Genomic DNA, 26,860 nt, shown 5'->3' with positions numbered 1-26,860 from the left:
TCATGGGTAACGAGAGCATCAATTGGGACAAGCTGGGTTTTGACTACATCAAGACCGACAAGCGGTTTCTCCAGGTCTGGAAAAACGGCGAATGGCAAGCTGGCACCCTGACCGACGACAATGTGCTGCACATCAGCGAGGGCTCCACTGCCCTGCATTATGGCCAGCAATGCTTCGAGGGCCTGAAGGCCTACCGTTGCAAGGACGGTTCGATCAACCTGTTCCGCCCGGACCAGAACGCCGCCCGCATGCAGCGCAGCTGTGGCCGCCTGCTGATGCCACAAGTGCCGACCGACGCGTTCATCGACGCCTGCAAACAAGTGGTCAAGGCCAACGAGCGCTTCATCCCGCCGTACGGCAGTGGCGGCGCGCTGTACCTGCGCCCGTTCGTGATCGGCACCGGAGACAACATTGGCGTGCGTAGCGCGCCGGAGTTCATCTTCTCGGTGTTCTGCATCCCGGTCGGTGCCTACTTCAAGGGCGGCCTGGTGCCGCACAACTTCCAGATCTCCGGCTACGACCGCGCCGCGCCGCAAGGCACCGGTGCCGCCAAGGTCGGTGGCAACTACGCCGCCAGCCTGATGCCCGGCTCGGAAGCGAAGAAATCCGGTTTCGCCGACGCGATCTACCTGGACCCGATGACCCACTCGAAAATCGAAGAAGTCGGCTCGGCCAACTTCTTCGGGATCACCCACGACAACCAGTTCATCACGCCGAAGTCGCCTTCGGTATTGCCAGGCATCACCCGCCTGTCGCTGATCGAACTGGCCCAGACCCGCCTGGGCCTGGAAGTGGTCGAGGGCGAAGTGTTCATCGACAAGCTGGATCAGTTCAAGGAAGCCGGCGCCTGCGGTACCGCTGCGGTGATCTCGCCTATCGGCGGCATTCAGTACAACGGCAAGCTGCATGTGTTCCACAGCGAGACCGAAGTCGGCCCGATCACCCAGAAGCTCTACAAAGAGCTGACCGGTGTGCAGACCGGTGACGTGGAAGCGCCAGCGGGTTGGATCGTCAAGGTCTGACAGCCACAAAAGCCAGCGACACCACAAAACCCTGTGGGAGCTGGCTTGCCTGCGATAGCGAACTGTCAGTCAGCATATGATCGTTCCCACGCTCCGCGTGGGAATGCAATGCATCCCCTGACGCTCCGCGTCACCTGTTGTCCGGCGGGACGCGGAGCATCCCAGGCGGCATTCCCACGCAGAGCGTGGGAACGATCAAAGGCCCACCGCTATCGCAGGCAAGCCAGCTCCCACACTGGTTTCTACGCCTTCAAGAGCGTGGCGCAATATTCTCGCCAATCTTCTTGCCCATACTGATCCTCGGCTCCACCCCATACCCCAACGCCTCATAAAACCCCACCACCACGTCATTGCCGCCGGTGATCTGCAGGTTGATCTTCATGCAACCCAGCGCCGTCAACGCCTGTTCGGCATAGCGCACCAGCGACGATCCCAGGCCATGGCGCCGATAGTCGGTATGCACCGCCACCGAATACAACCAGCCACGATGCCCGTCATAGCCGGCGAGAATGGTACCGATCACGGCTTTGTTGTCGGTGGCAACGAAGAACAACCCGTCGTTGACCGCCAGTTTCTTATCAATCGCCAGGCTCGGCAGGTTATGCGCGGTGTCATAGCCAAACGCCTGCTGCCATAACTCAATCACCTGGGCACGGTGTTGACGGTCGCGATAAGGCCCTATGGGGTGGCGGGACAACAGCGTTTTTTCCATCACCAACGTGCGCTCATTGCCGTGGTACACGTCACGCACGTTGTGAAAACCCAACTTGGCGTAGAAGGCTTGCGCCGTCAGCGAGGACGGCACGCTCAAGACCGTCACGCCGGCTTCACGGGCGCGCAGTTCGATCTCGATCATCAACAATCGGCCAATGCCCTGCCCTTGCAGCGCTGGGTTGACGAACACCGAGCGCACCACATTGCCATCCAGTGAGGCCGTAGCGACGATCAGTTGATCCTGAGTCGCCACCAACACTACCCGCCGCTGGAGCAATGCCAGCACAGCGTCGGGGGTGAAGTTGCTGGCAACCCGCGCAATCACATCCGCGGGGTAATCACGTGCGTTGCTGCTGTGCAGCGCAGCCAGGATGACGTGGCTGATACCTTCGGCATCGGAAGGTTGGGCAAGGCGAACAGCGGTAGACATGGTTCCTCCTGGCTGACACAGCGATAACAATCACCACAATACCAATGTGGGAGCTGGCTTGCCTGCGATAGCGGTGGGCCAGCCAGATGAATGGGGCTGACACACCGCTATCACAGGCAAGCCAGTTCCCACAGTTTGATCGTATTTCAATCTGGCAGCCGATTCGGCTGCGCCACTCCCGTTTTCAGCTTTCTTGGCTGAACCACCCCGCCGTTTCAGCCGGGATCCTTTCCCCGCAACGCACACAATAGCGGCACAAGATCCCCAACGGACCCGTGCCCCCATGCAAACCACCAACACCGTCCTGATGATCCGCCCGGCGCGCTTTGCCTTCAACCCGGATACCGCGATCAACAACCGTTTCCAACGCCCGCCGCTGGACCCGCTCAGTGCACAGCACAAAGCGCTGGAGGAGTTCGACGGTTATGTCGACACCTTGCGCCAGCACGGCGTGGAGGTGCTGGTGGTGCAGGACACGCCGGCGCCTCACACGCCCGACTCGATCTTCCCCAACAACTGGTGGAGCAGCCATGCCGACGGCAGCCTGGTGCTCTACCCCATGGAAGGCCAGAACCGCCGACTGGAGCGCAACAAGGGCGTGCTGCAAGTTTTGGAGCAGCGCTTTGCGATCAACACCACCATCGATCTCAGCCACCTGGAACAACAGAACATCTTCCTGGAAGGCACCGGCAGCATGGTACTCGACCGCCAGCACCGCATCAGCTACGCCTGCCATTCGGGGCGCACCCACCACGCGGCCCTGCGCCAGTTTGCCGAACGCCTCGACTACCAACTCTGCGTGTTCCACGCCCTGGACCGTTACCAGGCCCCCATCTACCACAGCAACGTGATGATGAGCGTTGGCCGCGACCTCGCGGTGGTGTGCCTGCAGGCCCTGCCCGACGACAGCGAACGCCTGGCCCTGGAACGCTCCCTGCGTGATACCGGCAAAGACATCCTCAGCCTGGACTTCGACCAGCTGGAAGCCTTCGCCGGCAACATGCTGGAGGTCCACGACCGGGACGGCCAGCCGTTGCTGGTGATGTCCGCCAGTGCCTGGGGCGCCCTGCATCCGGCGCAGCGTCAGCATGTGGAACGCCATACGCGGCCGGTGGTGGTAAATATCGACAACATCGAACGCATCGGCGGCGGCAGTGCCCGCTGCATGCTGGCCGAAGTGCATCTGCCGGCCCGCCACTCATTTCAATAAGGAGTCTTGCCATGACCCGTTACATCGACGTCAACGACCTCAGCTACCTGGTTTCGCAAAAAGGCCTGCAAACCTGCATCACCGAAATGGCCGACTACATTCGCGCCGACTACCTGCGCTGGCAGGATTTCGAGAAATGCGCGCGCCTGGCCAACCATTCACCGGATGGGGTGATCGAGCTGATGCCGGTGTCCGACGCCTCGCTGTACGCCTTCAAGTACGTCAACGGCCACCCGAAAAACACCCTGGCCGGCATGCTCACCGTGATGGCGTTCGGTGCCTTGGGCGACGTCGACACCGGTAAACCGGTGCTGCTGGCGGAAATGACCCTGACCACTGCGATCCGCACCGCCGCCACCTCGGCCCTGGTCGCCCGCTACCTGGCCCGCGCCAACAGCCGCAGCATGGCGCTGATCGGCAACGGGTGCCAAAGCGAATTCCAGGCCCTGGCCTTCCACGCCATACTCGGTATTACTGAAATCCGCCTGTTCGACATCGACCCCCAGGCCACCGCCAAGCTCGCCGCCAACCTCAAGGCGTTCCCGGCGATCAAGGTGATCCTGGCCGCCAGCGTCGCCGAGGCAGTCAAAGGCGCGGACATTGTCACCACCGTGACTGCGGACAAAGCCTACGCCACCATCCTGACTGACGAGATGATCGAGCCAGGCATGCACCTCAATGCCGTGGGCGGTGACTGCCCGGGCAAGACCGAGCTGGACCGCCGCATCGTCGAGCGCGCCCGGGTGATCGTCGAGTACGAACCGCAAAGCCGCATCGAAGGTGAAATCCAGCATATGCCGGAAGATTCGCCGGTCACCGAGCTGTGGCAAGTGATCAACGGCCAACAGCCGGGCCGCGAAAATGACCGCCAAATTACCCTGTTCGACTCGGTGGGTTTTGCCATCGAAGACTACTCGGCCCTGCGCTATGTATTGGACGTGGCCAAAGCCTTGGATGTGGGCAGCGAGCTGGAGCTGGTGCCGGACCTGGCCGACCCGAAAAACCTGTTCGCACGCCTGGCCCAGCAACCTGTGGTACAGCATAAAAAGCGCGCCTGAAACCGCTCTGGCCTGCCACTTTGCGACCAGGGCAGGCCAGATTTTAGTGGGTTAAAAGCCGATTTTGCCGGTGCCGCAGCCGATTCCGCTGCATTGCTTGTTTTAACAGCGCAATTTGCGCTTTGCGCAGGGGGTAAACGACACAAAAAACGCACCACCATGAAGCATTCTCTGCTCCCAGTTATTCACTGCCCCTGACATCAATTACAAAATATAGGGACCGACACATGACTCCTCTGCGATCACTCTTCGCTGCGTTGCTGTTGCCACTGTGCGCCACCGCTGCCCACGCCCAGGACTGGAAAGAAATCCGGTTTGGCGTGTTCCCCGAATACCCGCCCTTCGAATCTGTCGCCGCCGACGGCAGCCTGCAAGGGTTCGATATCGAACTGGGCAACGCTATCTGCGCCAAGCTCGAAGTGAAATGCACCTGGGTGCACAACGAATTCGACGGCATGATCCCGGCCCTGCGTGCGCGCAAGTTCGACGCGATCATGTCCTCCATGGCCGTGACCCCGGCTCGTGAGAAAGTCATCGACTTCACCGACCGCCTGTTCCTCAGCCCCACCTCGGTGATCACCCGCAAAAACGCCACCTTCGGTGACACCCCCGAGTCGCTGAACGGCAAGCACGTTGGCGTGCTGCAAGGCTCGTTGCAGGAAGCCTATGCCCGCGCGCACCTGGCCAAGCTCGGTGCACAGATCAAGGCATACCAGTCCCAGGAACAGAACTACGCCGACCTGCAAAACGGCCGCCTCGACGCCACCCTGACGGACAAGCTCGAAGCCCAGCTCAACTTCCTGTCCAAGCCCGAAGGCGCCGACTTCAAGACCGGCCCGGCCTTCAAGGACCCGACCCTGCCGCTGGACATCGCCATGGGCCTACGCAAGAACGACCAGGCATTGCGTGAGCTGATCAACAAGGGCATCGCCGCCGTCCAGGCCGATGGCACTTACGCACAGATCCAGAAGAAATACTTTGGCGATCAGGACATCTACAACGAGTAACCGGCAACCCGTGCCCCTGTGGGAGCGGGCTTGCCCGCGATAGCGGTGCTTCAGGCACCCACGCCGTGACTGCACCACCGTTATCGCAGGCAAGCCAGCTCCCACAGTAAATCCGTGCACTCCTTCGAGATCTTCCCCATGAACGACCTCCTCAACCTGCAAGGCTACGGCCCCATGCTGGCCCAGGGTGCCTGGATGACGCTCAAGCTGGCGTTCCTCGCCCTGGCTCTGAGCCTTACGCTGGGCCTGGTCGCCGCTGGCGCCAAACTCTCCAGCGCCAAATGGCTGCGCGTGCCGGCCACGCTCTACACCACGTTGATCCGCAGCGTGCCGGACCTGGTGCTGATCCTGCTGATCTTCTACAGCCTGCAACTGTGGCTCAACGACCTGACCGAAGCGTTCGGCTGGGACTACGTTGAAATCGACCCGTTTACCGCCGGGGTGATCACCCTGGGCTTTATCTACGGTGCGTATTTCACCGAGAACTTCCGGGGTGCGATCCTCAGTGTGCCGGCGGGCCAACTGGAAGCCGCCACCGCCTACGGCCTGAGTCGCTGGCAGCGCTTTCACCTGGTGCTGTTCCCGCAACTGATGCGCTTTGCCCTGCCTGGCCTGGGCAATAACTGGCTGGTGCTGCTCAAGTCCACGGCGCTGGTGTCCATCATCGGCCTGTCAGACCTGGTCAAGGCCGCGCAGAACGCCGGCAAGTCCACCAGCGAGCCGCTGTACTTCCTGATCCTCGCGGGCCTGGTGTACCTGGTGATTACCACCCTCTCCAACCGCATCTTCAAGCGCCTGGAACGGCGCTATAACCTGGGCATCAAGGGGATGGCGCGATGATCGAACTGTTCCAGCAATACGGCCTGGCCTATCTGTTCAGCGATGGCAGCGGCCTGTCCGGTGTCGCCATGACCTTGTGGCTGTTCATTATCTCGGTGGTGCTCGGCTTTGGCCTGTCGATCCCCCTGGCGCTGGCACGCGTCTCAGAGCATTTCTGGCTGCGCTGGCCGGTGGAGGTTTACACCTACCTGTTCCGTGGCACGCCCCTGTATATCCAACTGCTGATTTGCTACACCGGGCTGTACAGCCTGGAAGTGGTGCAGGACAACGCCCTGCTCAACCAGTTTTTCCGCAATGCGCTGAACTGCACATTGTTGGCGTTTGTGCTCAACACCTGCGCCTACACCGTGGAAATCTTCGCCGGGGCAATCCGCAACATTCCCCATGGCGAGATCGAAGCGGCACGCGCCTATGGCCTGCACGGCTGGCGGCTGAACCTGTTTGTGATCGTACCCGCCGCATTGCGTCGCGCCCTGCCGGCCTACAGCAATGAAATGATCCTGATGCTGCACGCCACGTCACTGGCGTTTAGCGCCACCGTCGCCGACATCCTCAAGGTCGCCCGCGATGCCAATGCCGAGACGTTCCTGACCTTCCAGGCCTTCGGCATCGCCGCCCTGCTCTACATGCTGCTGTCCTTTGCACTGGTGGGCCTGTTCAGGCTGGCCGAACGTCGCTGGATGCGCTTTCTTGTTCCTACCCGAGGCTAACCCATGAATCAGTCCGCGCAGGCCCTGGCCGCTTATCCAATGGATATACCCGTCGGCAAAACCGCCACGGCGGCCATCAAGCTGCAAGTCGAAGGTATCCATAAACGCTACGGCGAACACGAAGTGCTCAAGGGCGTGTCCCTCAATGCACGCCAGGGCGATGTGATCAGCCTGATCGGCGCCAGCGGCTCGGGCAAAAGCACGATGCTGCGGTGCATCAACTTTCTGGAACAGCCTGACGCCGGGGTGATCACCCTGGACGGCATCAGCATCGAAATGCAACCAGGCCGCGCCGGCACCCGTGCGCCGCACCAGGCGCAACTGCAAAACCTGCGCACGCGCCTGGCCATGGTGTTCCAGCACTTCAACCTGTGGAGCCACATGACCGTGCTGGAAAACATCACCATGGCCCCGCGCCGGGTGCTGAACGTGAGCGCCGCCGAAGCCGAGAAACGTGCGCGGCTGTACCTGGACAAGGTCGGCCTGCCGAGCCGCGTGGCGGACCAATACCCGGCGTTCCTGTCCGGTGGCCAGCAGCAGCGCGTGGCCATTGCGCGGGCGCTGGCAATGGAACCGGAGATTATCCTGTTCGATGAACCCACCTCGGCCCTGGACCCGGAACTTGTAGGAGAAGTGCTCAAAGTCATACAGACGTTGGCCGAGGAAGGTCGTACCATGCTGATGGTCACCCACGAAATGGGCTTTGCCCGCCAGGTGTCCAGCCAAGTGCTGTTCCTGCACCAGGGCCGAGTCGAAGAACACGGCGGCGCCGAGATCCTCGACCATCCCACCAGCGAACGCTTGCAGCAATTTCTTTCCAACCGTTTGAAGTGAACTCATGGATACCAAGGCCCACGGACCCCATTCTTCCCCTACGCTGGATCGCATCGACGAAGCGATCATCGACGTACTCAGGCATCAGGGGCGTATTACCTACGAAAAGCTCTCGTCGCTGGTGCACCTCACCCCCAGGCCCTGCCTGGAACGGGTGCGCAAGCTGGAACGACGCGGGGTGATCCGTGGGTATGGGGCGATCATCGATGTGCAGATGGTCTCACCGGGGCTGTCGCTGCTGGTGCTGGTGGCCCTGTCCAACCAAAGCGGGCGCTCGGCGCAAAAGGCCTTCGAAGCCTGCGTGAAAGCCTGCCCGCAGGTATTCGAATGCCAGTTGATCAGCGGGCCGTTCGACTACAGCCTGCGCATGCGCTGCCGGGATATGGAACATTACCGGGTGCTGACCGAGACCTGGTTGAACAATGATGAGTTGCACATTGATAAGCTGGTGGCGCATCCGGAGTTGGCGGTGGTCAAGAACACCGCGACCGAACTGGCCTGATCCAGCTGGCTCGTTCCCACGCTCTGCGTGGGAATGCATCCAATGACGCTCCGCGTCACAACTTCAAGAGCAGACGCGGAGCGTCCAGGGTGGCATTCCCACGCAGAGCGTGGGAACGATCAATCAGTCACCCCACATCTGACGGGTCGACCGCTATCGCAGGCAAGCCAGCTCCCACATTGACCGGGTTTGCAATTCTTTTGCCTGGCTTGGCCCCCACCAGCTTCGCCTGCCCATCCTTCTGCTTGCCCGTACGCGCCTCGCTGATCAACCCTGGAATCAACTTGCCCTCCGGCAAATTCTTCCAGAAGCGGCTGGGCAAATGCCCTTCCATCACCTTAGGGTTCAAGCGTGCCGGGTTGAAGATGTGGCTGTAGTAGGTCAGCCACATGGCGCTGTGGGGATCTTCAACATTCTGCGCCAGTTGCTGCCAGGCCTCGGGGCACTGGCGCTGATGAATCAATTGCTCGCCGTCGTAATAGACCCCGTCCAGGGGCGTGGCGATCATCCAGCGATGGCGGCCCATGCGCCCGATAAAATGCTCGCTGGCGCTCTTGAGAATGTCATGGGCCGGCTCATGCCAGGCCACGTACTCCGGCAGTTCCGGCCCTGCCTCGGCCGGCAGCGCGATGAAGCGCACAAACGCGTGCAAGTGGTGGGCCTCCCGGCTGACTTGCTTGATGCGCCGCTGCAACTCGCTGCCAAGCTTGTCACCTGCCAGCATGGCCGTGCGATCACCGTGGCTGACCCGCCATAGCACTTCATACAACAGGCTCCAGCGCTGATCACCTTGATAACAGGCAGCGGACTCCAACAATTGCAACAACGCCTTGGGTATGCGCGCCTGAAACGGCCCCATCCCTGGTGGGATAGGTTCATCGGTAGCGAACAGGTCCGCCGCCTGCGCCTCGCCCCAGCTGACCTGGCTGGGGTCGACCTGATGGCTGAGCAACCAGCGGGCCTGTTCGCGCCAGGTGCTGAACAGGTTGTCGCACTCCAGGCTGATCATCCCCACAACCCCATCTGTTGCGGCTGCGGACGGTCCCGCAATTGTTCGCGCAACAACACACTGGTGCTGTCGGCCTGCTGCGGGTGGTAGTCGCTGGTGATGAAAAACGGCTTGGCCTTGGCCAGCACGCAGCGCATGCGCGCCAGGTCTTCGAAGCGGATCTTGCGCTCACGGCGCAGGTCGACCAGGCGCTGGGTGGTGCGCAGGCCGATGCCGGGGATACGTGCGATCAGGGTCGGCTCGGCGCGGTTGAGGTCCAGGGGGAACACCTCGCGATGCTCCAGGGCCCACGCCAGCTTGGGGTCGATATCCAGTGCCAGGTCACCGGGGCCGGCGAACAGCTCATTGGCGCTGAAACCGTAGCTGCGCAGCAGGAAATCAGCCTGGTACAAGCGGTGCTCGCGCATCAAGGGCGGCGCGGCCAGGGGTACGCTTTTCGGGCTGTTGGGGATGGGGCTGAACGCCGAGTAATACACGCGGCGCAGCTTGAAATTACCGTACAACGCCTCGGCACCGTGCAGGATGGTGCTGTCGTCGGTGTCGTCGGCGCCGACGATCATCTGCGTGCTCTGCCCGGCCGGGGCGAAACGTGGCGCGCGGGGTTCGTTGAGCACCGTCTGTTCGCCGGTGTAGATGGTCTGCATGGCCTGCTTGATCGAGCCGATCTGCTTCTCGGGCGCCAGGGTTTGCAGGCTGGCGTCGGTGGGCAGTTCGATATTCACACTGAGGCGATCGGCATAACGGCCAGCCTCGGCGATCAGGGCCGGGTCGGCATCGGGGATGGTCTTGAGGTGGATATAACCGCGAAAGTCATGCTCTTCGCGCAGCAGTTTGGCGACCCGCACCAGTTGCTCCATGGTGTAGTCCGACGAACGGATGATGCCGGAGCTGAGGAACAGCCCGCTGACGCAATTGCGCTTGTAGAAATCCAGGGTCAGGGTGACCACCTCCTCCGGGCTGAAGCGCGCACGGGGCACGTCGCTGGAGCGGCGGTTGACGCAGTATTGGCAGTCGTAGAGGCAGAAGTTGGTGAGCAACACCTTGAGCAACGACACGCAACGGCCATCGGGCGTGTAGCTGTGGCAGATGCCCATGCCATTGGTGGAACCCAGCCCCGCCTTGCCCTCGGAACTGCGCTTGGGCGCGCCACTGCTGGCGCAGGACGCGTCGTACTTGGCGGCGTCGGCGAGGATGCTGAGTTTTTCGATCAACTGCATGGAGGGCTACCGATACTGGTTTTTTGTACAGTACCAATAGCCACACTTTGTCACAAGTGCCGTCTGTAGGAGCAAGCTCTGGCCACAATAAGCGGATCGGTCAGCTGGCGGTGGCCAGGAGCAGGTCCTGCACCGAACACGCCTTGCCACGGTGATGGTCCAGCGCATACAGCGACGCCGCAATCTCATCCGCCCGAATCGGCAACACCGACAGCAAGGTATCGCTCAAGCCATGGCTGGCCTGGCTGAAGCCCTGGATGTAGATGCCAGCCTTGCAGCGCTCGTCGGTGACGATGCGGTAGTCGCGGGCCACTTCAAAGTCGCCCATGTAGGCTTGCAGCGGCGCCAGCAGTTCACGGTGCATCTGGCGCTCGTAGCCGGTGGCCAGGATTACCGCGTCGTAATGGTTGAGGCTGGTTTCGCCGGTGGCGGTATTGCGCAGGGCCAGTTCGATGCCCAGCGGGCCGGCGGTGGCCTTCTCCACTATGGTCAGGGTGCGGAACGCCTGGCGGGCGATGCCGGAGACTTTCTGGCGGTAGAAAATCCCGTAGATGCGCTCGATCAGGTCCAGGTCCACCACCGAGTAGTTGGTGTTCTGGTACTCGGCGACCAAACGCTCACGCTCGGCACCGACTTGCTGGAACACCAGGTCAGTAAAGGCCGGCGAGAACACTTCGTTGACGAACGGGCTGTCGTCGGCCGGTTTGAGCGCCGAGCCGCGCAGGATCATATCGACCTGCACCGACGGGAAGCTGTCATTGAGGTCGATAAAGGCTTCGGCCGCGCTCTGGCCACCGCCGATCACGGCGATGCGCATCGGCTTGCCGTCTACGCACGGCTGGCTGGCCATGCGCTCCAGGTACTGGGAATGGTGAAACACCCGGCTATCGCCCTTGAGCGCCTTGAATGCCTCGGGGATGCGCGGTGTGCCGCCGGCGCTGACCACCACCGAACGGGTGGTGCGCACATGCTGCTCGCCCTGGGCATCACGGGAGATCACGCGCAACGCCTCGACCTGCTGCTGATGCAGGATCGGCTCGATGGCCAGCACTTCCTCGCCGTAGTTGGCCTGGGCCTGGAACTGCCCCGCCACCCAGCGCAGGTAGTCGTTGTACTCCATGCGGCAGGGATAGAAGGTGCCCAGGTTGATGAAGTCCACCAGGCGTTCGTGGGCCTTGAGGTAGTTGACGAAGGAGTACGGGCTGGTGGGGTTGCGCAGGGTCACCAGGTCCTTGAGGAAGGAAATCTGCAGTTCGCTCTGGGTCACCAGGGTATTGCCGTGCCAGCGGTAGTCGGCTTGTTTGTCGAGAAACAGCACGTCCAGCTTGCCCTGGGCCTTTTCACGCTCCTGCAGGGCGATGGCCAGCGCCAGGTTCGAAGGGCCGAAACCGATCCCGATCAGGTCATGAACCGCGGGCGAAGCAATTGCCTGTGTCATTCCAGTGTCCTCTGGATAAGCCCCATGGCGGTGGGGCGGGAATACCTTCATGGCCTGAACAACAGGCCGTGTGTTGATAGGAAACGAGGACAGTGAAATAAAATTTAACTAACAGCCGATCAGTGCGCTTCCCACTCGCGCATGCGCACCCGGCAGTGCTTCATCGCATTGACGATGTGTTTTTCCACCAGGCTGCGGGAAATGCACAGGCGTTCGGCGATTTGCACGTGGGACAGGCCTTCGAGTTTGCGCAACAGGAAACTGTCGCGACAGGCCGCCGGCAACTCGGCCAAGGCGCGCTCGAGCATCTCCAGGCGCTGGCCCTGGTGGTGGCTGGTGTGGGGGGAACAGGCGGCGAAGCGCTCTTCGCTGTCCAGCACCTCAAGAGGCTCGGACTGACGCAAGGCATTACGCCGATGGCCGTCGATCACCAGGTTCAGTGCCGTGCGGTAAAGAAACGCGCGAGGCTGCTCGATTGGCGTATCGCTTACGCGCTCCAGCACCCGCACATAGGCGTCATGCACCACATCTTCGGCCACCTGGCGGTTACCCAGCTTGGCGTTCAGGAAACACACCAGCTCGCGATAGTAGTTTTCCAACATGACTCCTGAGCACCTCCCGGTGGTGTTGATCCTGTAGGAGCGTGCTTGCTCGCCAAGAACCTGAGGGCACATCGTTTTATCTGGATGCACGCGTTATCGTTGACGTTTTCGCGAGCGAACTTGCTCCCAACAGACAGCCATCGATGATGGCAGTTTGAGTATGTGCAATTTATAGTAATTCTCATCTACTTTTAAAGAAGTCTTGCTCCCACGTATGGTTTTTTTCGCCGACGCAGCTGTTACTGCATATGTAAACGCCTAAATATTCGCGCAATTTTCTCGTATAACAGTCAGCTCTTCGCCACTCGGCCCCCTTTCCCTGGCTGGAACCAAAGCATGAAACGCCCTCGCCCCGCCCGCCTCGCCCTGCTTGCTGTGGTGTGCCTGATCCCCCTCCTTGCAGTGGCAGCCTGGCAGCTGTTGCCGCCAGGTCGAGATAGCTTGCCCACGGTCACTGTCGTGCGCGGCGACATTGAGAACAGTGTCACCGCCCTGGGCACCCTGCAACCGCGACGCTACGTAGACGTCGGCGCCCAGGCCTCCGGACAGATCCGCAAGATCCATGTCGAGGCCGGTGACCAGGTCACGCAAGGCCAGCTACTGGTAGAGATCGACCCTGCCACGCAGCAGGCCAAACTCGACGCCAGCCGCTACGCCATCGAAAACCTCGAGGCCCAGTTGCAGGAGCAAAAAGCCCAGCACGAGCTGGCGCGCCAGAAGTATCAGCGCCAGCAGCGCCTGAGCGCCGGGAATGCCACCCGCGAAGAAGATGTGCAAACCGCCAAGGCCGAACTGAGTGCGACCCAGGCGCGGGTGGACATGTTCAAGGCCCAGATCCGCCAGGCCCAGGCCAGCCTGCGCAGTGACGAGGCCGAACTGGGCTATACGCGGATTTACGCGCCGATGAGCGGCACCGTAGTGGCGGTAGATGCGCGAGTCGGCCAGACGCTCAACGCCCAGCAACAGACGCCGTTGATCCTGCGCATCGCCAAACTGTCGCCGATGACCGTATGGGCCGAAGTGTCCGAAGCCGATATCGGCCACGTCAAACCGGGCATGAGCGCCTATTTCACCACCCTCGCCGGCGGCACCCGGCGCTGGACCAGCACCGTGCGCCAGATCCTGCCGATCCCGCCCAAGCCCCTGAACGAAACCAGCCAAGGCAGTGGCAGCCCCAGCAGTACCAGCAAAACCGGCAGTGGCCGGGTAGTGCTATACACCGTACTGCTGGATGTGGACAACGCTGACAATGCGTTAATGGCCGAAATGACCACCCAGGTGTTTTTCGTCGCCAGCCAGGCCAGGGACGCTCTCACCATCCCGGTCGCAGCGCTGCTCGGCAGCCAAGGCACCGACAAGCAGATCGCGCGGGTCGTGACCAAAAACGGCGCCATCAAGGAGCGAGAAGTACAGCTGGGTATCAGTGACCGCCTGCGGGTTGAAGTGTTGGATGGCCTGGACGAAGGCGATCACCTGTTGATCGGCCCAGCCAGCGGCAGCGGGGGTTGATGTGACCACGCCACTGATCGAACTCAAGAACATCCGCAAATCCTACGGCGGCGGCGACAGCCCGCAGGTCGACGTATTGCGTGGGATCGACCTGTCGATCCATGCAGGAGAGTTCGTTGCCATCGTCGGCGCCTCCGGCTCCGGCAAATCCACACTGATGAACATCCTCGGCTGCCTCGACCGCCCCACCGTGGGCGACTACCTGTTCGCAGGGGAAAACGTCGCGCACCTGGACAGCGACGCACTGGCCTGGCTGCGCCGCGAAGCCTTTGGTTTCGTGTTCCAGGGCTACCACCTGATCCCGTCCGGCTCGGCCCAGGAAAACGTTGAGATGCCGGCGATCTATGCGGGTATCAGCGCTGCCGAACGCCATGCCCGTGCCAAGGCTCTGCTGACCCGCCTGGGCCTGGCCGATCGCACCAACAACCGCCCGCACCAGCTCTCCGGTGGTCAGCAACAGCGCGTCTCGATTGCCCGGGCGTTGATGAACGGCGGGCATATAATCCTTGCCGACGAACCCACCGGGGCCCTCGACAGCCACAGCGGTGCCGAGGTGATGGTGCTGCTGGATGAATTGGCGAGCCAGGGCCATGTGGTTATCCTCATTACCCACGACCGCGAAGTCGCGGCGCATGCCAACCGCATCATTGAGATCAGCGACGGCCGGATCATCAGCGATTCGGCGTTGAGTACCCCCCACGTGCCCGTCACGGCCGGCAGCGACGCATTGCAAGCCGTGGATCTGCGCCAGCGCCTGGCCGACGGTGCCGAACACAATGGTGCCTGGAAAGCCGAGCTGCTGGACGCGGTGCAGGCAGCCTGGCGGGTCATGTGGATCAACCGCTTCCGCACCGCGCTGACGCTGCTGGGGATCATCATCGGCGTGGCGTCGGTGGTAGTGATGCTGGCGGTGGGCGAAGGCAGCAAGCGTCAGGTCATGGCGCAGATGGCGGCCTTCGGCTCCAACATCATCTATCTGAGCGGCTTTTCGCCTAACCCGCGCACACCGGCAGGTATCGTGACCCTCAATGATGTGGCGGCATTGGCTACATTGCCCCAGGTCAAGCGCATCATGCCGGTGAACGGCACCTACGCCGGCGTGCGCTTCGGCAACGTCGACTACATGGCCTATGTGGGCGGCAACGACACCAACTTCCCGGACATCTTCAACTGGCCAGTGGCCCAAGGTAGCTACTTTACCGAAGCCGACGAACGCGCCGGGGCCACGGTGGCGGTGATCGGCCATCGCGTGCGCGAAAAACTGTTCAAAGGCCAGCTAGACCCCATCGGCCAATACATCCTGATCGAAAACGTGCCCTTCCAAGTGATTGGCGTGTTGGCGGAAAAAGGCTCCAGCTCCGGGATGCAAGACAGCGACGACCGTGTCGCCATTCCCTATACCGCCGCCAGCGTGCGCCTGTTCGGCACCTATAATCCCGAATACGTTGTCATTGCCGCCGCCGATGCACGCAAGGTGCAAGAGGCCGAGCAAGCCATCAGTCAGCTTATGCAAAAGCTGCACGGCGGCAAACGCGACTTCCACCTGACCAACGACGCAGCGATGATCCAGGCCGAAGCACGGACCCAGAACACCCTGTCGCTGATGCTCGGCTCGATTGCAGCGATTTCCCTGCTGGTGGGCGGCATCGGCGTGATGAACATCATGTTGATGACCGTGCGCGAACGCACCCGTGAAATCGGCATCCGCATGGCCACCGGGGCGCGCCAGCGCGACATCCTGCGCCAGTTTCTCACCGAGGCGGTGATGCTCTCGGTGGTCGGCGGCCTGTTCGGTATTGCCCTGGCATTGCTGGTAGGCGGCGTGCTGGTGCTGGCTGAAGTGGCGGTACAGTTTTCCCTGGTGGCGGTGCTCGGCGCGTTTGGCTGTGCGCTGGTCACCGGCGTCGTATTCGGCTTCATGCCGGCCCGTAAAGCTGCCCGGCTTGATCCGGTTAAGGCGTTGACCAGTGAATAAACGATCTCTCACTCCACAACTGTCAGCGCTCAGTGTGTGCCTGTTGCTCACGGCCTGCGGCACTAACCCGCCCGCCATCGACAGTGGCCTTGCTGCGCCCGCCGCCTGGCATTTTGCCGAACGCGAAGCGACCCAAGCCATCAACCAACGTTGGTGGACGCAGTTTGGCAGCCCGGCGCTGAACCGCCTGATCGACCAGGCCCGCCGTGACAGCTTCGACGTGGCGGCGGCCATGGCGCGTGTCCGCCAGGCCCAGGCCACGGCGGTAATTGCCGGTGCACCGTTGTTGCCGGAACTGAAGTTCAACCTCAGCGCCAGCCGTCAACGGCTGTTGCGCGGCAGCGGCAACTCGGAGCTGGACGCCACCGAGAGCAACAGGACTGTCAACAACTATGACGCCAACCTCACGGCCAGCTACGAAATCGACTTCTGGGGTGGCCGCGCCGCTGCCCGCGACAGCGCCGTGCACAGCTTGCACGCCAGTGAGTTCGATCAGGCCAACGTGGAGCTGACCCTGCTCAGCAACGTCGCCGACCGCTACGCGCAAACCCTGGCCGCACGCCAGCGCCTGCAGATTGCCGAGCTCAACCTGGCGAATGCGCGCAATGTGCTGAACCTGGTGCAGACCCGCCACGACGCAGGTTCCGCCACGGCCCTGGAACTGGCACAACAGAAAAGCCTGGTGGCCGGTCAGCAACGGCAACTGCCGCTGATCGAGCAATCGGCCGAAGAATCGCAGATCACCCTCGCCGCCTTGCTCGGCCAACCCGTGCAGGCCCTGGAGCTAGGCACAGAACCCTTTCAGGCATTGACCTGGCCAAGTATCGGGCCTGGCGTGCCCAGCCAGTTATTGAGCCGGCGCCCCGACCTCGCCCAGGCCGAGGCCCAGTTGGCGGCGGCCAGCGCCGACGTCACGGTGGCCCGTGCGGCCATGCTACCGACGGTGACGTTGGGCGCAACGCTCGGCTCAGGCGCGTCCAAGGCTGAAGAGATCCTGCGCAGTCCCTTCTACACCGTGACCTCGGGCCTGATGGCGCCGATTTTCAATAATGGCCGGCTGAGCGCCGAGCGCGACAAGGCTCGGGCACGCCAGGATGAACTGCTGCAAACCTACCGTGGGGCGATCATCAACGGCTTTGCCGATGTGGAAAAAGCCCTCAGCAGCATCACCCGCCTGGACCAGCAACGCCAGTGGCAAACCGAAGAGCTGCAACAGGCGCAGGCCGCCTTCCAGATTGCCCAAAGCCGCTATGAAGCCGGCGCCGAAGACCTGCTCACGGTACTGCAAACCCAGCGCACCCTGTACGACGCCCAAGACCAGAACGTGCTACTGCGCCTGTCGCGCCTGCAAGCCAGCATCGCCCTGTACAAGGCATTGGGCGGTGGCTGGAACACCGATATCTGATAAACGAAACTCATATTTCTTACACGAGTTGTTTCTTCACCTTACATTTTCCACCCCAAGGTCCTTGGTAAAAAAGCCGTTATCACACGGATGCCCAGGACCTCATGATGAAACCCAGCGCTTTTGTAAACGGCCTGGTCTGCATCGGCTTTTGGCTGATACCAAACCTGGCGTTGGCCGAGCCCTTGATCGCCCCCACCGCGATCGACTGGTTGCTGGACTGCCCACTCACAGCAACAGCGCGCCTGGACCCCGAAGTGGTTGGCCGCACCCAATGCGGCCTGGTCAGCGTGCCCCGCGACCATGCCGCCCCCCAGCGCGGCCGCATTCGCCTGAGCGTGACACGGGTAGGCGCACGGCAGCCGCTCAACCGTGAAGGCGTGGTGTTCATCCAGGCCGGCGACCCCCAGCGGGTCAAAGGCGCACCTTTCGTCCTTCACTTGGCCAGCCGCTGGGAATCGCTTGCCACCACCGCCTATCGCACCCTGGTCGACCGCTACGACGTGATCGAGCTGAGCACCCGCGACCTGCGCCAGGGCAATGCCGTGGAACAGGCCGCCCGGGACATGGAGTACGTGCGCGGGCAATTGGGCGAGGCGCGCCTCAACTACCTGGGCAACGCCGCTGCCACGCGCCTGGGCAGCCGCTATGGCACGCTGTTTCCCGAGCGCGTCGGGCGCATGGTGCTGATCAATACCGAGCCTGGCGAAGCGCTCGCCGCTGGTGTCGAGCAGCTCTTGCTCAAGGAGTCGGCACACGCAGGCGCTGACGGCTGTGTGAGCCGCTGGCTAGGGGATTTTCTCGCTTATGGCAAACAGCCGCCGGCGACCGCACGCTGCCTGGATTTGGGCGCCTGGGAATAACCTGCGCATTTACGACCCCTATTCACCGAAAACGACCCCTTGCGTTGACGCACCTGCCCAATCGTTATTAAGTGCTATTTATCCGCATTAATACGATAAATCACCGCCATGCTGAGTCGTCCGTTACGCCGCAAACGCCAGAAGCTGTCCGATGTGATTGTCGAGTCGGTCAAGCGCTCGATCGTCACCGACGCCTTGAAGCCCGGCGATCGCCTGCCCACCGAACGCGAGCTGATGGAAAGCTTCCAGTGTTCCAAGGGTTCGGCACGCGAAGCGCTCAAGGCGTTGGAAGTGGAGGGCCTGGTGAGCACGCGCACCGGCCCCAGTGGCGGGGCGTACTTGAACCAGGCCGGCACCGAGCCGGCCAGCCGCGCCCTGCGCAATTACCTGCATTTCCAGCACCTGGACGGCGAGCAGGTCTACCAACTGCGCAAGGTCATCGAAGTGGAGTTGGCGGTGTCGGTGCTGGGGCGTTTGAGCGAAGACGACTACCTGGCCCTGCAAGCCAACGTGGATTTTTGCAGCGCCCCCGAAGACAGCGAAGCCGGCCAGCGCGAACAACGCCTGGCGGAACTGGAGTTCCACAACCTGCTGGCCCGGGCCTGCCCCAACCCGCTGCTGAGTTTCATGGCGCAGTTCCTCAATGACTTGCTGCGCGACCTGGTGGTGCTGAAAAAGGCCTACAAGCCCAAGCGCAAGCAGTTCGATGCGGCCAACCTCGACTATCACAAGCAACTGCTGATCGCCTTTCGTGCCGGGGATGAAAGCGCGGTGCGCAGCTTGATGCATGAACACATGTGCGATGCCGAACACCACATGACCGCGCTGGAAGGCCAGGTGAGCCCGCACTTCCTCTTGGAGTTCGACCACTCTTAAACACACCAACCATCCAATGTGGGAACCCGTTCAATGTGGGAGCTGGCTTGCCTGCGATGCGGGCGCCTCGGTGTTACAGAGGGACCGAGTAGAAGCCATCGCAGGCAAGCCAGCTCCCACATTTGACCCCGTTCCCCCGCGAAATCGAGTTATCCAATAACAAGCCTGCCCACAGGCCCTTGCTCCACCGTATCGCCCTTGCCGCTCCTGCCAATAACTAAACCAGGGAGTCACCCCATGCAGCGTCGTACGTTATTGAAAGCCAGCCTCACCGCCGCCGCCGCCCTCAGCCTTCCGCTGAGCGTGCGTTCGGCATTCGCCGCCGAGCCCTTTACCTTTTACGGCCTCAAGTCCATGTCTGGCGCCTTTGCCAGCTATGGCAAATTTGCCGACATGGGTTCACGCCTGGCGGTGCAACAACACCCCGACTTGCTCGGCCGCCCGCTGAACTACAAGGTCATCGATACCGAAGGCAACGCCGGCAAGGCGGTGCGCAAGGTGCAAGAGGCCATCGCGCAGGACGGCGCACGGTTCTTCCAGGGCTGCACGCTGTCGTCTTCCGCCCTGGCGGTGGCCAAGGAAGTGGACAAGGTCGGCGGCGTGTTCATGACCCCGGTGGGCGCCGATGAAGTCACAGGCAAGGACTGCAACAAGGCGACCTTCCGCTGGTCAGTGCCCACCTACGGTGCGATCCGCGAAACCATGGTGCCGCTGATCAAGTTGCTGCCGGACGCCAAGCGCTGGTACACCATCACCCCGCAATACGTGTTCGGCGAAGCCTTGCTCGAAGGGGCCAAAAACGTGCTCAAGGAACATAGCCTGGAACACGTGGGCAACAGCTACCACTCACTGCAGGAACAGGAGTTTTCCGGTTACCTGACCAACGCCATTTCCACCAAGCCCGATGTGCTGGTGCTGCTCAACTTTGGCAGCCAATCGTCCAACACCCTGCGCCAGGCCGTGAACTTCGGCATCAAGGAGCGCATGAAGGTATTGCTGGTGTGGTCTGCCGGCCTGGATCAGTTCCAGGAACTGGGCAGCGATGTGCTCGAAGGTGTGTACCTGGGCGCGCAGTACTGGCACCAGGTCGACACCCCGCTCAACCGTGAGCTGGTCAAGCTGACCCAGGCCACATACGGCATCAACCCCACCTACCCGCTGGCCGCCGACTACATCAGCACCAAAGTCATGCTCGACACCATCATCGCCACCGGCAGTTTCGACGGCCCGACCGTAGCCAAGGCCCTGCAAGGCTTGAGCTACGAAGGCCCGACCGGCAAAGAGTCGATCCGCGCCGGCGACCACCAGGTGATCAAGGATTACTACCTGCTGATCGGCAAGGCCAGCGGTGACATGGCCGACAAGGACGACCTGGCCAAAGTGCTCAGCGCTGGCCAGTCGTTCCCCGCAGTCGAGGCGACGGGCTGCACACTCGGCTGACCGCTTAACTTTTGTCGCGCAGGGCCGCGCAAGCGGCCACCTGCGGAGGGTGCCTGCATGCTTAATCTGTACCTGTTCCAGATCCTCAACGGCCTTGGGTTAGGGATGATCTACTTCCTGATCGCGGTGGGGCTGACGATCATTTTCGGCCTGCTCAACTTCGTCAACTTCGCCCACGGCGCGTTCTTCCTGCTCGGCGCCTACATCTGCTACACCGCGGTAAGCCTCACCGGCAGCTTCTGGCTGGCGTTGCTGATCGCGCCGTTGGTGGTGGCTGCGTTGGCCTGGGTGATTGAGCGCTTGTTGATCCAGCGTATCTACCACTTGCCGCACATGTTCCAGATTCTGGTGACCTTGGGGATCGCTCTGATCATCCAGGAAGCCAGCGTGATGATCTGGGGCCCGGTGGGCAAAAGCGTCGCCGTGCCGGAACTGTTGCGCGGCGTGCTGGTAGTGGGTGATTTTGTCTATCCCTACTACCGCCTGTTCCTCATCGTGTTTTCCGGGCTGGTGGGCCTGGGCCTGTGGCTGCTGCTGGAGCGCACGCGCTTCGGTGCCCTGGTGCGCGCCGGCAGTGAAAGCACCGAAACCGTGTCGCTACTGGGCACCAATATTTTCCGCCTGTTCTCCATGACCTTCGCCCTCGGCGTCGCCCTGGCCGGTGTCGCCGGGGTGTTGTTCGCGCCCTTGCGCGGCGCCCAGCCCTTCGTCGGCCCGGAGATTCTCGGCATCGCCTTCGTGGTGGTGGTGATCGGCGGCATGGGCTCGTTCAGCGGTGCGCTGGTCGGCGGTTTGCTGGTGGGCGTGGTGCAAAGCCTGATGACCACACTCTGGCCCCAGGGTGCGAGCCTGATGATCTACGGCGCCATGGCCGTGGTGATCCTGGTACGCCCTTACGGCCTGTTCGGGAGAGCCTGACATGAGCGAGAAAAACCCCCTGCCGTTTGCCAAGACCCAATCCAGAGCCATGTTGCTGTGGGTGCTGGCCGTGCTGATCGGCCTGCCGCTGGTGTTGCCCTCGGCGACCCTGGCCACCGAGATCCTGATCTTTGCCATGGCCGCCCTGGCCTGCAACCTGCTGCTGGGCTATACCGGGCTGCTGTCCTTCGGCCAAGGCATCTTCTTTGGTGCCGGTGCTTATTGTGCGGCGCTGTTGATGATCCACCTGCAACTGGGCCTGTTCATGGCGTTGCTGGGCGCGGCGCTGGCCGGTGGCGTGCTGGCTTTGCTGGTGGGTGCCCTGGCGATTCGGCGAACGGGCATTTACTTCGTGATGCTCACGTTGGCGTTCAGCCAGATGGCCTACTTCGTCGCCTACACCCTGAGCGACTGGACCGGCGGCGACAACGGCCTGCTCAGCGTGCCACGCCCGGAAATTCGTGTGGGTGACACCGTGCTGCTGTCCCTGGCCGATGCCCGCGCCTTCTACGGTTTTGTCGCGGTGCTGTTCCTGCTGATTTTCATCGGCGCACGCCGGGTGATCGCCTCGCCGTTCGGCAGCACGCTGATGGCGATCCGCGAGAATGAAACCCGCGCCTCGGCCATCGGCTACGACACGCGTCACTTCAAGATCCTGGTGTTCGTGCTGTCCGGCGCGGTCACCGGGATTGCCGGGGCGCTGTACGCCATGCTGTTGCACTTTGTGCCGCTGTCGAATATCGACCTGGCGATGTCCGAGAACATCCTGATCATGACCATCGTCGGCGGCACCGGCTCGCTGTTCGGCTCACTGCTGGGCGCCGGTTCCATCGTGCTGCTGGGTGACTTTCTCTCCGATCTGTGGCCGCGCTGGCTGATGCTGCTGGGGGTGATCCTGATCCTGGTGGTGATCTTCATGCGCGGCGGTTTGTGGGGCGGCTTGGCGTCGCTGTTCGAAAAGCTGCGCGGCACGCGCAAACCCGCAGTCGTCGCCAAGGAGGACGGGCTATGAGTATCTTGCTGGAAACCCAGAACCTGGAGCTGGCCTACGGCGCGTTCCATGCGGTCAATGGCGTCAACCTCAAGGTCGAAGCCGGCACCATCCACACCATCATCGGCCCCAATGGCGCCGGCAAGACTAGCCTGTTTCATTGCCTGACGGGCGAACGCCAGGCCACCGCCGGAGCGATCCATTTCGACGGCAAGAACCTGATGCGCAAGCCCGCCCACGGCCGCGTCGGCCTGGGCATGGCGCGTTCGTTCCAGCTCACCAGCCTGTTCCAGAACCTCAGCGTGCGCGAAAACCTGCGCCTGGCCGCCCAGGGCCGCGATGGCTCGCGTGCCTTGAACTTCTGGCGTCGGGTGGACAGCCAGCGCGAACACCTGGAGATGGCCGACCAGGTGCTGGAACGCCTGCAACTCACGGCCCGCGCCGACACCCTGGCCGGTGAGTTGTCCCACGGCCAGCAACGGGTACTGGAGGTGGGCATGTCGATCTGCTCCAAACCCAAACTGTTGATGCTCGACGAGCCCACCTCGGGCATGGGCATCGACGATATCCCGATCATGACCCAACTGATCAGCGACCTTGGGCGCGACCATACGGTGCTGTTGATCGAACACAACATGAGCATCGTCATGTCCATCAGCCAACGCATCACGGTGATGAGCCATGGGCAGATTCTGGTGGAAGGCACGCCGGAGTTCGTGCGCGCCGATGAACGTGTGCGTACTGCCTATCTTGGGGAGGCTGCCTGATGCTGATCGTCGAGAATATCCATTCCTACTACGACAAGAGCCATGTGCTGGAGGGCGTGTCGCTGAGCGTCAATCCTGGCGAACTGGTGACCCTGCTGGGCCGTAACGGTGCCGGCAAGACCACCACCCTGCGTAGCATCCTCGGCATCATCTGCCCGCGCCAGGGCCAGATCCACTTCAACGGCCAGGCGTTGGTGGGGCAGAAGATTTTCGAAATTGCGCGCCAGGGCTTGGCGCTGGTGCCGGAAAACCGCGGGATTTTCCGCCTGCTGACGGTGGAAGAAAACCTGCGCATCGCCGCCCGCAAACACAGCCGCTGGCAACTGGAAGACGTGTACGCCATGTTCCCGCGCCTCAAGGAGCGGCGCAAAAACGCCGGCCATGCGTTGTCCGGCGGCGAACAGCAGATGCTCGCCATCGCCCGCGCCCTGCTGAACGACCCCAAGCTGCTGATTCTCGACGAACCCACTGAAGGCCTGGCCCCGGTGATCGTTGACGAGCTGGTGAAGATCCTGCGCAAGGTCAAGGACGAGGGCCTGCCGGTGTTGCTGGTGGAACAGAACCTGATGGTCTGCGACAAGCTCGCCGACCGCCATTACGTGCTCGAACAGGGCCGCGTGGTGTACGAAGGCAGCGCCGCTGACTTCCGCGCCGACCCGACGATCAAAAACCGTTACCTGGCCTTGAGTGCCTGAGTGGAGATTCCTGATGAATAGTCTTGCGCAACCGCTCCAGAGCAATGCCCCGCTGATCAACCGCGACCGCTTGTGGCAGTCGCTGATGGACCTGGCCCGGCTCGGCGCCACGGCCAAGGGCGGCGTGTGTCGCCTGGCCCTCACCGACCTGGACCGCCAGGCCCGCGACCTGTTTGTGCAGTGGTGCGAGGCCGCCGGGTGCAGCATCAGTGTGGATGCCATCGGCAATATCTTCGCCCGCCGTCCTGGCCGCAACCCCGCCCTGCCCCCGGTCATGACCGGCAGCCATATCGACACCCAGCCCACCGGCGGCAAGTTCGACGGTTGCTTCGGCGTGCTGGCCGGTGTGGAAGTGCTGCGCACCCTCAACGACCTCCAGGTGGAAACCGAGGCACCGCTGGAAGTGGTGGTGTGGACCAACGAAGAAGGCTCGCGCTTCCCGCCGTGCATGATGGGCTCCGGGGTATTTGCCGGGAAGTTCGACCTGCAGGACACCCTCGACAAGCGCGACGACCAAGGCCTGTCGGTAGGCAGCGAATTGCAGCGCATCGGCTATGCCGGTTCGCGTGCGGTGCTGGGCCATCCGGTGGGCGCTTATTTCGAAGCGCATATTGAGCAAGGCCCGGTGCTGGAGGACCAGGCCATTACCCTGGGCGTGGTGATGGGCTGCCTGGGCCAGAAGTGGTTCGACCTGACTCTCACCGGCGTAGAGGCGCATGCGGGCCCTACGCCCATGCACCTGCGCAAGGATGCCCTGGTGGGCGCTGCCGAGGTGGTCAGCGCGGTCAACCGTATCGCCCATCAGCATCAGCCTCACGCCTGCGGCACCGTCGGCTGCCTGAACCTGCACCCTGGCTCGCGCAACGTGATCCCCGGCCAGGTGCACATGACCATCGACCTGCGTCACCTGCACGCCGACAAGCTGCAAGCCATGGTCGATGAAGTGCGCGCAGTGATCGAAGACGCGGCCGCCCGCCACGGCTTGACGTTTGACCTGACGCCCACCGCCGACTTCCCGCCGCTGGACTTTCACCCGACCTGTGTCAATGCCGTGCGCGAGGCTGCCCAGGCATTGGGCTTGAGCCATATGGACATTGTCAGCGGTGCCGGGCATGACGCGATCTTCGTCGCTGAACTGGGCCCGGCCGGGATGATCTTTGTGCCGTGCGAAGGCGGCATCAGCCATAACGAAATCGAAAACGCCGCGCCGGATGACCTGGCGGCGGGTTGCGCGGTGTTGCTGCGCGCCATGGTCAAGGCGGCACAGGGGGATGTGGCATGAGTGAGATTGGCCAACTGACAGCGGTGCAACTGTTGCAGCACTTTCGCGACAAGACCTTGTCACCCGTGGAGGTCACCGAAGACGCGTTGCTGCGCATCGAGCGCTATAACCCGGTGGTGAATGCCTACTGCCATGTCGACCCGCAAGGCGCCTTGGACGCTGCGCGGGCGTCGGAACAACGCTGGCTCAAGGGCGAACCCTGCGGGGCGCTGGATGGCGTGCCGGCGTCGATCAAAGACCTAACGCTGACGGTCGGTATGCCCACGCGCAAAGGCTCGCGCACCTCCAGTGCCGAGGGCCCGTGGGACGTGGACGCGCCCTTCTCGGCCTTCATGCGCAAGGCCGGCGCGGTGCTGCTGGGCAAGACCACCACCCCGGAATTCGGCTGGAAAGGCGTCACCGATAACCCGCTGTATGGCATCACCCGCAACCCGTGGGACACGCGCACCACCGCCGGTGGTTCGTCCGGGGGCGCCGCTGCGGCGGCGGCATTGAACCTGGGCGTGCTGCACCAGGGCAGCGACGCCGGTGGCTCGATCCGCATTCCCTGTGCGTTTACCGGCACCTTCGGGATCAAGCCGACTTTCGGCTATGTACCGCAATGGCCGGCCAGTTCCATGACGATTCTGTCGCACCTGGGGCCGATGACGCGCACCGTGGAAGACAGCGTGCTGATGCTGCAAGCCGTGGCGCGACCGGATGCACGGGACGGCTTGATCGGTGCGCCGCGAACCACGCCCTGGCTCATTCCAGGAACGGACTTGAAAGGGTTGCGTGTCGCCTATAGCCCCACGTTCGGCTATGTGAAAGTCGACCCGCAAGTTGCCCAGGTAGTGGATCGGGCTGTGCAGGGCCTGGTGCAACTGGGCGCCCATGTCGAGCAGATCGACCCCGGTTTCAGCGACCCGCTGGAGGTGTTCAGCACCCTATGGGCTGCCGGCGCAGCACGCCTGACCGGCACGATGAGCGAGGCGCAAAGGCAACTTCTGGACCCAGGGCTGCTACGCATTGCACAACGGGGCGAGCGCTTGAGCCTGGATGATTTCAACGCAGCCCTGGAAGCCCGGGCGGCGCTGGTCGCACGGATGGCGGCTTTCCATGAGCATTACGATGTGCTGGTGTCACCGATGATGCCGATCACCGCGTTCGAAGCCGGGCACAACGTACCGCCGGGTTCGGGAATGACTGAGTGGATGGAATGGACGCCGTTCACCTACCCGTTCAACCTCACCCAGCAACCGGCGGCGTCAGTGCCCTGCGGGTTGGCGGCAAATGGCTTGCCAGTGGGCTTGCATGTGGTGGGCGCGCGGTTTGCCGATGAGCAGGTACTTAGGGTGTGTCACGCGTATGCACAGGCATTCCCCACAGCGCACTTGCACACACCGAAAATCCCGACCTGAAATACCTACAACTGTGGGAGCTGGCTTGCCTGCGATAGCGCTGGTTCAATCAGCACATTGGCCTCTGACACACCGCCGTCGCAGCTTCTACACAATTTTGTAGGTTGTAGCAGCCAACGGTAACCACGATGCGAAGCGAGCCGCTC

At 62.4% G+C, this 26,860-nt stretch carries 25 protein-coding genes; 20 read left to right on the top strand and 5 right to left on the bottom strand.

What is annotated here, in order from left to right:
- Positions 1-2: 2 nt before the first annotated feature.
- A complete protein-coding gene (locus AC4PS6_RS17780; RefSeq protein WP_032903431.1) occupies positions 3-1,022 on the top strand; it encodes a branched-chain amino acid aminotransferase in 1,020 nt (339 codons plus the stop codon).
- 250 nt (positions 1,023-1,272) lie between these two features.
- Here the strand turns inward: AC4PS6_RS17780 and AC4PS6_RS17775 are convergent, their stop codons facing one another.
- Entirely contained in the window at positions 1,273-2,166 is an 894-nt protein-coding gene (locus AC4PS6_RS17775; protein WP_081036837.1) for a GNAT family acetyltransferase, read from the bottom strand.
- Between the two features lie 283 nt (positions 2,167-2,449).
- On the opposite strand from AC4PS6_RS17775, the gene ctlX reads away from it, so the two are divergent.
- From ctlX to AC4PS6_RS17740, 7 genes are all read left to right on the top strand, one after another.
- A complete protein-coding gene (gene ctlX / locus AC4PS6_RS17770; protein WP_020301300.1) occupies positions 2,450-3,376 on the top strand; it encodes a citrulline utilization hydrolase CtlX in 927 nt (308 codons plus the stop codon).
- Positions 3,377-3,387: 11 nt separating this feature from the next.
- Positions 3,388-4,434 (top strand): ornithine cyclodeaminase, encoded by a 1,047-nt coding sequence (gene ocd, locus AC4PS6_RS17765; RefSeq protein ID WP_336827512.1) that lies wholly within the window; start codon positions 3,388-3,390, stop codon positions 4,432-4,434.
- 227 nt (positions 4,435-4,661) lie between these two features.
- Positions 4,662-5,441 (top strand): ABC transporter substrate-binding protein, encoded by a 780-nt coding sequence (locus AC4PS6_RS17760; RefSeq protein WP_014719022.1) that lies wholly within the window; start codon positions 4,662-4,664, stop codon positions 5,439-5,441.
- 138 nt (positions 5,442-5,579) lie between these two features.
- On the top strand, positions 5,580-6,281 hold the full coding sequence (locus tag AC4PS6_RS17755; RefSeq protein WP_014719023.1) for an ABC transporter permease: 702 nt from the start codon (positions 5,580-5,582) through the stop codon (positions 6,279-6,281).
- On the top strand, positions 6,278-6,991 hold the full coding sequence (locus tag AC4PS6_RS17750; protein ID WP_336827511.1) for an ABC transporter permease: 714 nt from the start codon (positions 6,278-6,280) through the stop codon (positions 6,989-6,991). The genes AC4PS6_RS17755 and AC4PS6_RS17750 overlap by 4 nt, the downstream gene beginning before the upstream one ends.
- A 3-nt stretch (positions 6,992-6,994) precedes the next feature.
- Positions 6,995-7,825 (top strand): ABC transporter ATP-binding protein, encoded by an 831-nt coding sequence (locus AC4PS6_RS17745; protein WP_272949497.1) that lies wholly within the window; start codon positions 6,995-6,997, stop codon positions 7,823-7,825.
- 4 nt (positions 7,826-7,829) lie between these two features.
- The gene (locus tag AC4PS6_RS17740; protein ID WP_014719026.1) at positions 7,830-8,327 is read left to right on the top strand and encodes an Lrp/AsnC family transcriptional regulator; all 498 of its coding nucleotides are present in this window, start codon (positions 7,830-7,832) and stop codon (positions 8,325-8,327) included.
- A gap of 127 nt (positions 8,328-8,454) precedes the next feature.
- On the opposite strand, the gene AC4PS6_RS17735 is transcribed toward AC4PS6_RS17740, so the two are convergent.
- The 4 genes from AC4PS6_RS17735 to AC4PS6_RS17720 all read right to left on the bottom strand — a co-directional run bounded on the left by AC4PS6_RS17735 (position 8,455) and on the right by AC4PS6_RS17720 (position 12,593).
- Entirely contained in the window at positions 8,455-9,336 is an 882-nt protein-coding gene (locus AC4PS6_RS17735) for a TIGR03915 family putative DNA repair protein (protein WP_020301302.1), read from the bottom strand.
- Complete coding sequence (locus AC4PS6_RS17730; protein WP_014719028.1) at positions 9,333-10,553, bottom strand: putative DNA modification/repair radical SAM protein; 1,221 nt, start codon at positions 10,551-10,553, stop codon at positions 9,333-9,335. Before AC4PS6_RS17730 ends, AC4PS6_RS17735 begins: the two co-directional genes overlap by 4 nt.
- A gap of 100 nt (positions 10,554-10,653) precedes the next feature.
- Positions 10,654-11,991, bottom strand: coding sequence for a lysine N(6)-hydroxylase/L-ornithine N(5)-oxygenase family protein (locus AC4PS6_RS17725; protein WP_103452172.1), 1,338 nt, complete (start codon positions 11,989-11,991; stop codon positions 10,654-10,656).
- Positions 11,992-12,110: 119 nt separating this feature from the next.
- Positions 12,111-12,593 (bottom strand): sigma-70 family RNA polymerase sigma factor, encoded by a 483-nt coding sequence (locus AC4PS6_RS17720; protein ID WP_014719030.1) that lies wholly within the window; start codon positions 12,591-12,593, stop codon positions 12,111-12,113.
- 336 nt (positions 12,594-12,929) lie between these two features.
- Here AC4PS6_RS17720 and AC4PS6_RS17715 point away from each other — a divergent pair, with 336 nt between their 5' ends.
- The 12 genes from AC4PS6_RS17715 (at position 12,930) to AC4PS6_RS17660 (ending at position 26,714) form a co-directional block, all read left to right on the top strand.
- The gene (locus tag AC4PS6_RS17715) at positions 12,930-14,102 is read left to right on the top strand and encodes an efflux RND transporter periplasmic adaptor subunit (protein WP_014719031.1); all 1,173 of its coding nucleotides are present in this window, start codon (positions 12,930-12,932) and stop codon (positions 14,100-14,102) included.
- Position 14,103: 1 nt separating this feature from the next.
- Entirely contained in the window at positions 14,104-16,077 is a 1,974-nt protein-coding gene (locus tag AC4PS6_RS17710; RefSeq protein ID WP_058410696.1) for a MacB family efflux pump subunit, read from the top strand.
- The gene (locus tag AC4PS6_RS17705; protein WP_336827509.1) at positions 16,070-17,482 is read left to right on the top strand and encodes an efflux transporter outer membrane subunit; all 1,413 of its coding nucleotides are present in this window, start codon (positions 16,070-16,072) and stop codon (positions 17,480-17,482) included. Before AC4PS6_RS17710 ends, AC4PS6_RS17705 begins: the two co-directional genes overlap by 8 nt.
- 107 nt (positions 17,483-17,589) lie before the next feature.
- Entirely contained in the window at positions 17,590-18,345 is a 756-nt protein-coding gene (locus AC4PS6_RS17700) for an alpha/beta fold hydrolase (protein WP_058410698.1), read from the top strand.
- Positions 18,346-18,453: 108 nt separating this feature from the next.
- The gene (locus AC4PS6_RS17695) at positions 18,454-19,221 is read left to right on the top strand and encodes a FadR/GntR family transcriptional regulator (protein ID WP_014719035.1); all 768 of its coding nucleotides are present in this window, start codon (positions 18,454-18,456) and stop codon (positions 19,219-19,221) included.
- 237 nt (positions 19,222-19,458) lie between these two features.
- On the top strand, positions 19,459-20,661 hold the full coding sequence (locus AC4PS6_RS17690; RefSeq protein ID WP_038450627.1) for an ABC transporter substrate-binding protein: 1,203 nt from the start codon (positions 19,459-19,461) through the stop codon (positions 20,659-20,661).
- Positions 20,662-20,718: 57 nt separating this feature from the next.
- A complete protein-coding gene (locus tag AC4PS6_RS17685; protein WP_020301305.1) occupies positions 20,719-21,579 on the top strand; it encodes a branched-chain amino acid ABC transporter permease in 861 nt (286 codons plus the stop codon).
- 1 nt (position 21,580) lies between these two features.
- A complete protein-coding gene (locus tag AC4PS6_RS17680; RefSeq protein WP_032902364.1) occupies positions 21,581-22,591 on the top strand; it encodes a branched-chain amino acid ABC transporter permease in 1,011 nt (336 codons plus the stop codon).
- Positions 22,588-23,337: an ABC transporter ATP-binding protein gene (locus AC4PS6_RS17675; protein ID WP_014719039.1), complete on the top strand. Its 750-nt coding sequence runs from the start codon at positions 22,588-22,590 to the stop codon at positions 23,335-23,337. Before AC4PS6_RS17680 ends, AC4PS6_RS17675 begins: the two co-directional genes overlap by 4 nt.
- On the top strand, positions 23,337-24,032 hold the full coding sequence (locus tag AC4PS6_RS17670; RefSeq protein WP_003192343.1) for an ABC transporter ATP-binding protein: 696 nt from the start codon (positions 23,337-23,339) through the stop codon (positions 24,030-24,032). The genes AC4PS6_RS17675 and AC4PS6_RS17670 overlap by 1 nt, the downstream gene beginning before the upstream one ends.
- 13 nt (positions 24,033-24,045) lie before the next feature.
- On the top strand, positions 24,046-25,314 hold the full coding sequence (locus tag AC4PS6_RS17665; RefSeq protein ID WP_492180887.1) for a Zn-dependent hydrolase: 1,269 nt from the start codon (positions 24,046-24,048) through the stop codon (positions 25,312-25,314).
- On the top strand, positions 25,311-26,714 hold the full coding sequence (locus AC4PS6_RS17660; RefSeq protein WP_137270578.1) for an amidase: 1,404 nt from the start codon (positions 25,311-25,313) through the stop codon (positions 26,712-26,714). The genes AC4PS6_RS17665 and AC4PS6_RS17660 overlap by 4 nt, the downstream gene beginning before the upstream one ends.
- Positions 26,715-26,860 lie beyond the last annotated feature (146 nt).

It is taken from the genome of Pseudomonas sp. DW-iso17 (assembly GCF_058725345.1).
The sequence above is the reverse complement of the archived record's forward strand: the minus strand, read 5'-3'. Positions and strand labels throughout refer to the sequence as shown.

Bases quoted from the DNA above. Each gene is read 5' to 3' on its own strand.
- AC4PS6_RS17680 (WP_032902364.1), top strand. From the start codon at position 21,581: ATGAGCGAGAAAAACCCCCTGCCGTTTGCCAAGACCCAATCCAGAGCC.
- AC4PS6_RS17725 (WP_103452172.1), bottom strand. From the start codon at position 11,991: ATGACACAGGCAATTGCTTCGCCCGCGGTTCATGACCTGATCGGGATC.
- ocd (WP_336827512.1), top strand. From the start codon at position 3,388: ATGACCCGTTACATCGACGTCAACGACCTCAGCTACCTGGTTTCGCAA.
- ctlX (WP_020301300.1), top strand. From the start codon at position 2,450: ATGCAAACCACCAACACCGTCCTGATGATCCGCCCGGCGCGCTTTGCC.
- AC4PS6_RS17715 (WP_014719031.1), top strand. From the start codon at position 12,930: ATGAAACGCCCTCGCCCCGCCCGCCTCGCCCTGCTTGCTGTGGTGTGC.
- AC4PS6_RS17760 (WP_014719022.1), top strand. From the start codon at position 4,662: ATGACTCCTCTGCGATCACTCTTCGCTGCGTTGCTGTTGCCACTGTGC.
- AC4PS6_RS17665 (WP_492180887.1), top strand. From the start codon at position 24,046: ATGAATAGTCTTGCGCAACCGCTCCAGAGCAATGCCCCGCTGATCAAC.
- AC4PS6_RS17675 (WP_014719039.1), top strand. From the start codon at position 22,588: ATGAGTATCTTGCTGGAAACCCAGAACCTGGAGCTGGCCTACGGCGCG.
- AC4PS6_RS17690 (WP_038450627.1), top strand. From the start codon at position 19,459: ATGCAGCGTCGTACGTTATTGAAAGCCAGCCTCACCGCCGCCGCCGCC.
- AC4PS6_RS17720 (WP_014719030.1), bottom strand. From the start codon at position 12,593: ATGTTGGAAAACTACTATCGCGAGCTGGTGTGTTTCCTGAACGCCAAG.
- AC4PS6_RS17750 (WP_336827511.1), top strand. From the start codon at position 6,278: ATGATCGAACTGTTCCAGCAATACGGCCTGGCCTATCTGTTCAGCGAT.
- AC4PS6_RS17695 (WP_014719035.1), top strand. From the start codon at position 18,454: ATGCTGAGTCGTCCGTTACGCCGCAAACGCCAGAAGCTGTCCGATGTG.
- AC4PS6_RS17780 (WP_032903431.1), top strand. From the start codon at position 3: ATGGGTAACGAGAGCATCAATTGGGACAAGCTGGGTTTTGACTACATC.
- AC4PS6_RS17730 (WP_014719028.1), bottom strand. From the start codon at position 10,553: ATGCAGTTGATCGAAAAACTCAGCATCCTCGCCGACGCCGCCAAGTAC.
- AC4PS6_RS17745 (WP_272949497.1), top strand. From the start codon at position 6,995: ATGAATCAGTCCGCGCAGGCCCTGGCCGCTTATCCAATGGATATACCC.
- AC4PS6_RS17740 (WP_014719026.1), top strand. From the start codon at position 7,830: ATGGATACCAAGGCCCACGGACCCCATTCTTCCCCTACGCTGGATCGC.
- AC4PS6_RS17685 (WP_020301305.1), top strand. From the start codon at position 20,719: ATGCTTAATCTGTACCTGTTCCAGATCCTCAACGGCCTTGGGTTAGGG.
- AC4PS6_RS17755 (WP_014719023.1), top strand. From the start codon at position 5,580: ATGAACGACCTCCTCAACCTGCAAGGCTACGGCCCCATGCTGGCCCAG.
- AC4PS6_RS17660 (WP_137270578.1), top strand. From the start codon at position 25,311: ATGAGTGAGATTGGCCAACTGACAGCGGTGCAACTGTTGCAGCACTTT.
- AC4PS6_RS17700 (WP_058410698.1), top strand. From the start codon at position 17,590: ATGAAACCCAGCGCTTTTGTAAACGGCCTGGTCTGCATCGGCTTTTGG.
- AC4PS6_RS17670 (WP_003192343.1), top strand. From the start codon at position 23,337: ATGCTGATCGTCGAGAATATCCATTCCTACTACGACAAGAGCCATGTG.
- AC4PS6_RS17775 (WP_081036837.1), bottom strand. From the start codon at position 2,166: ATGTCTACCGCTGTTCGCCTTGCCCAACCTTCCGATGCCGAAGGTATC.
- AC4PS6_RS17735 (WP_020301302.1), bottom strand. From the start codon at position 9,336: ATGATCAGCCTGGAGTGCGACAACCTGTTCAGCACCTGGCGCGAACAG.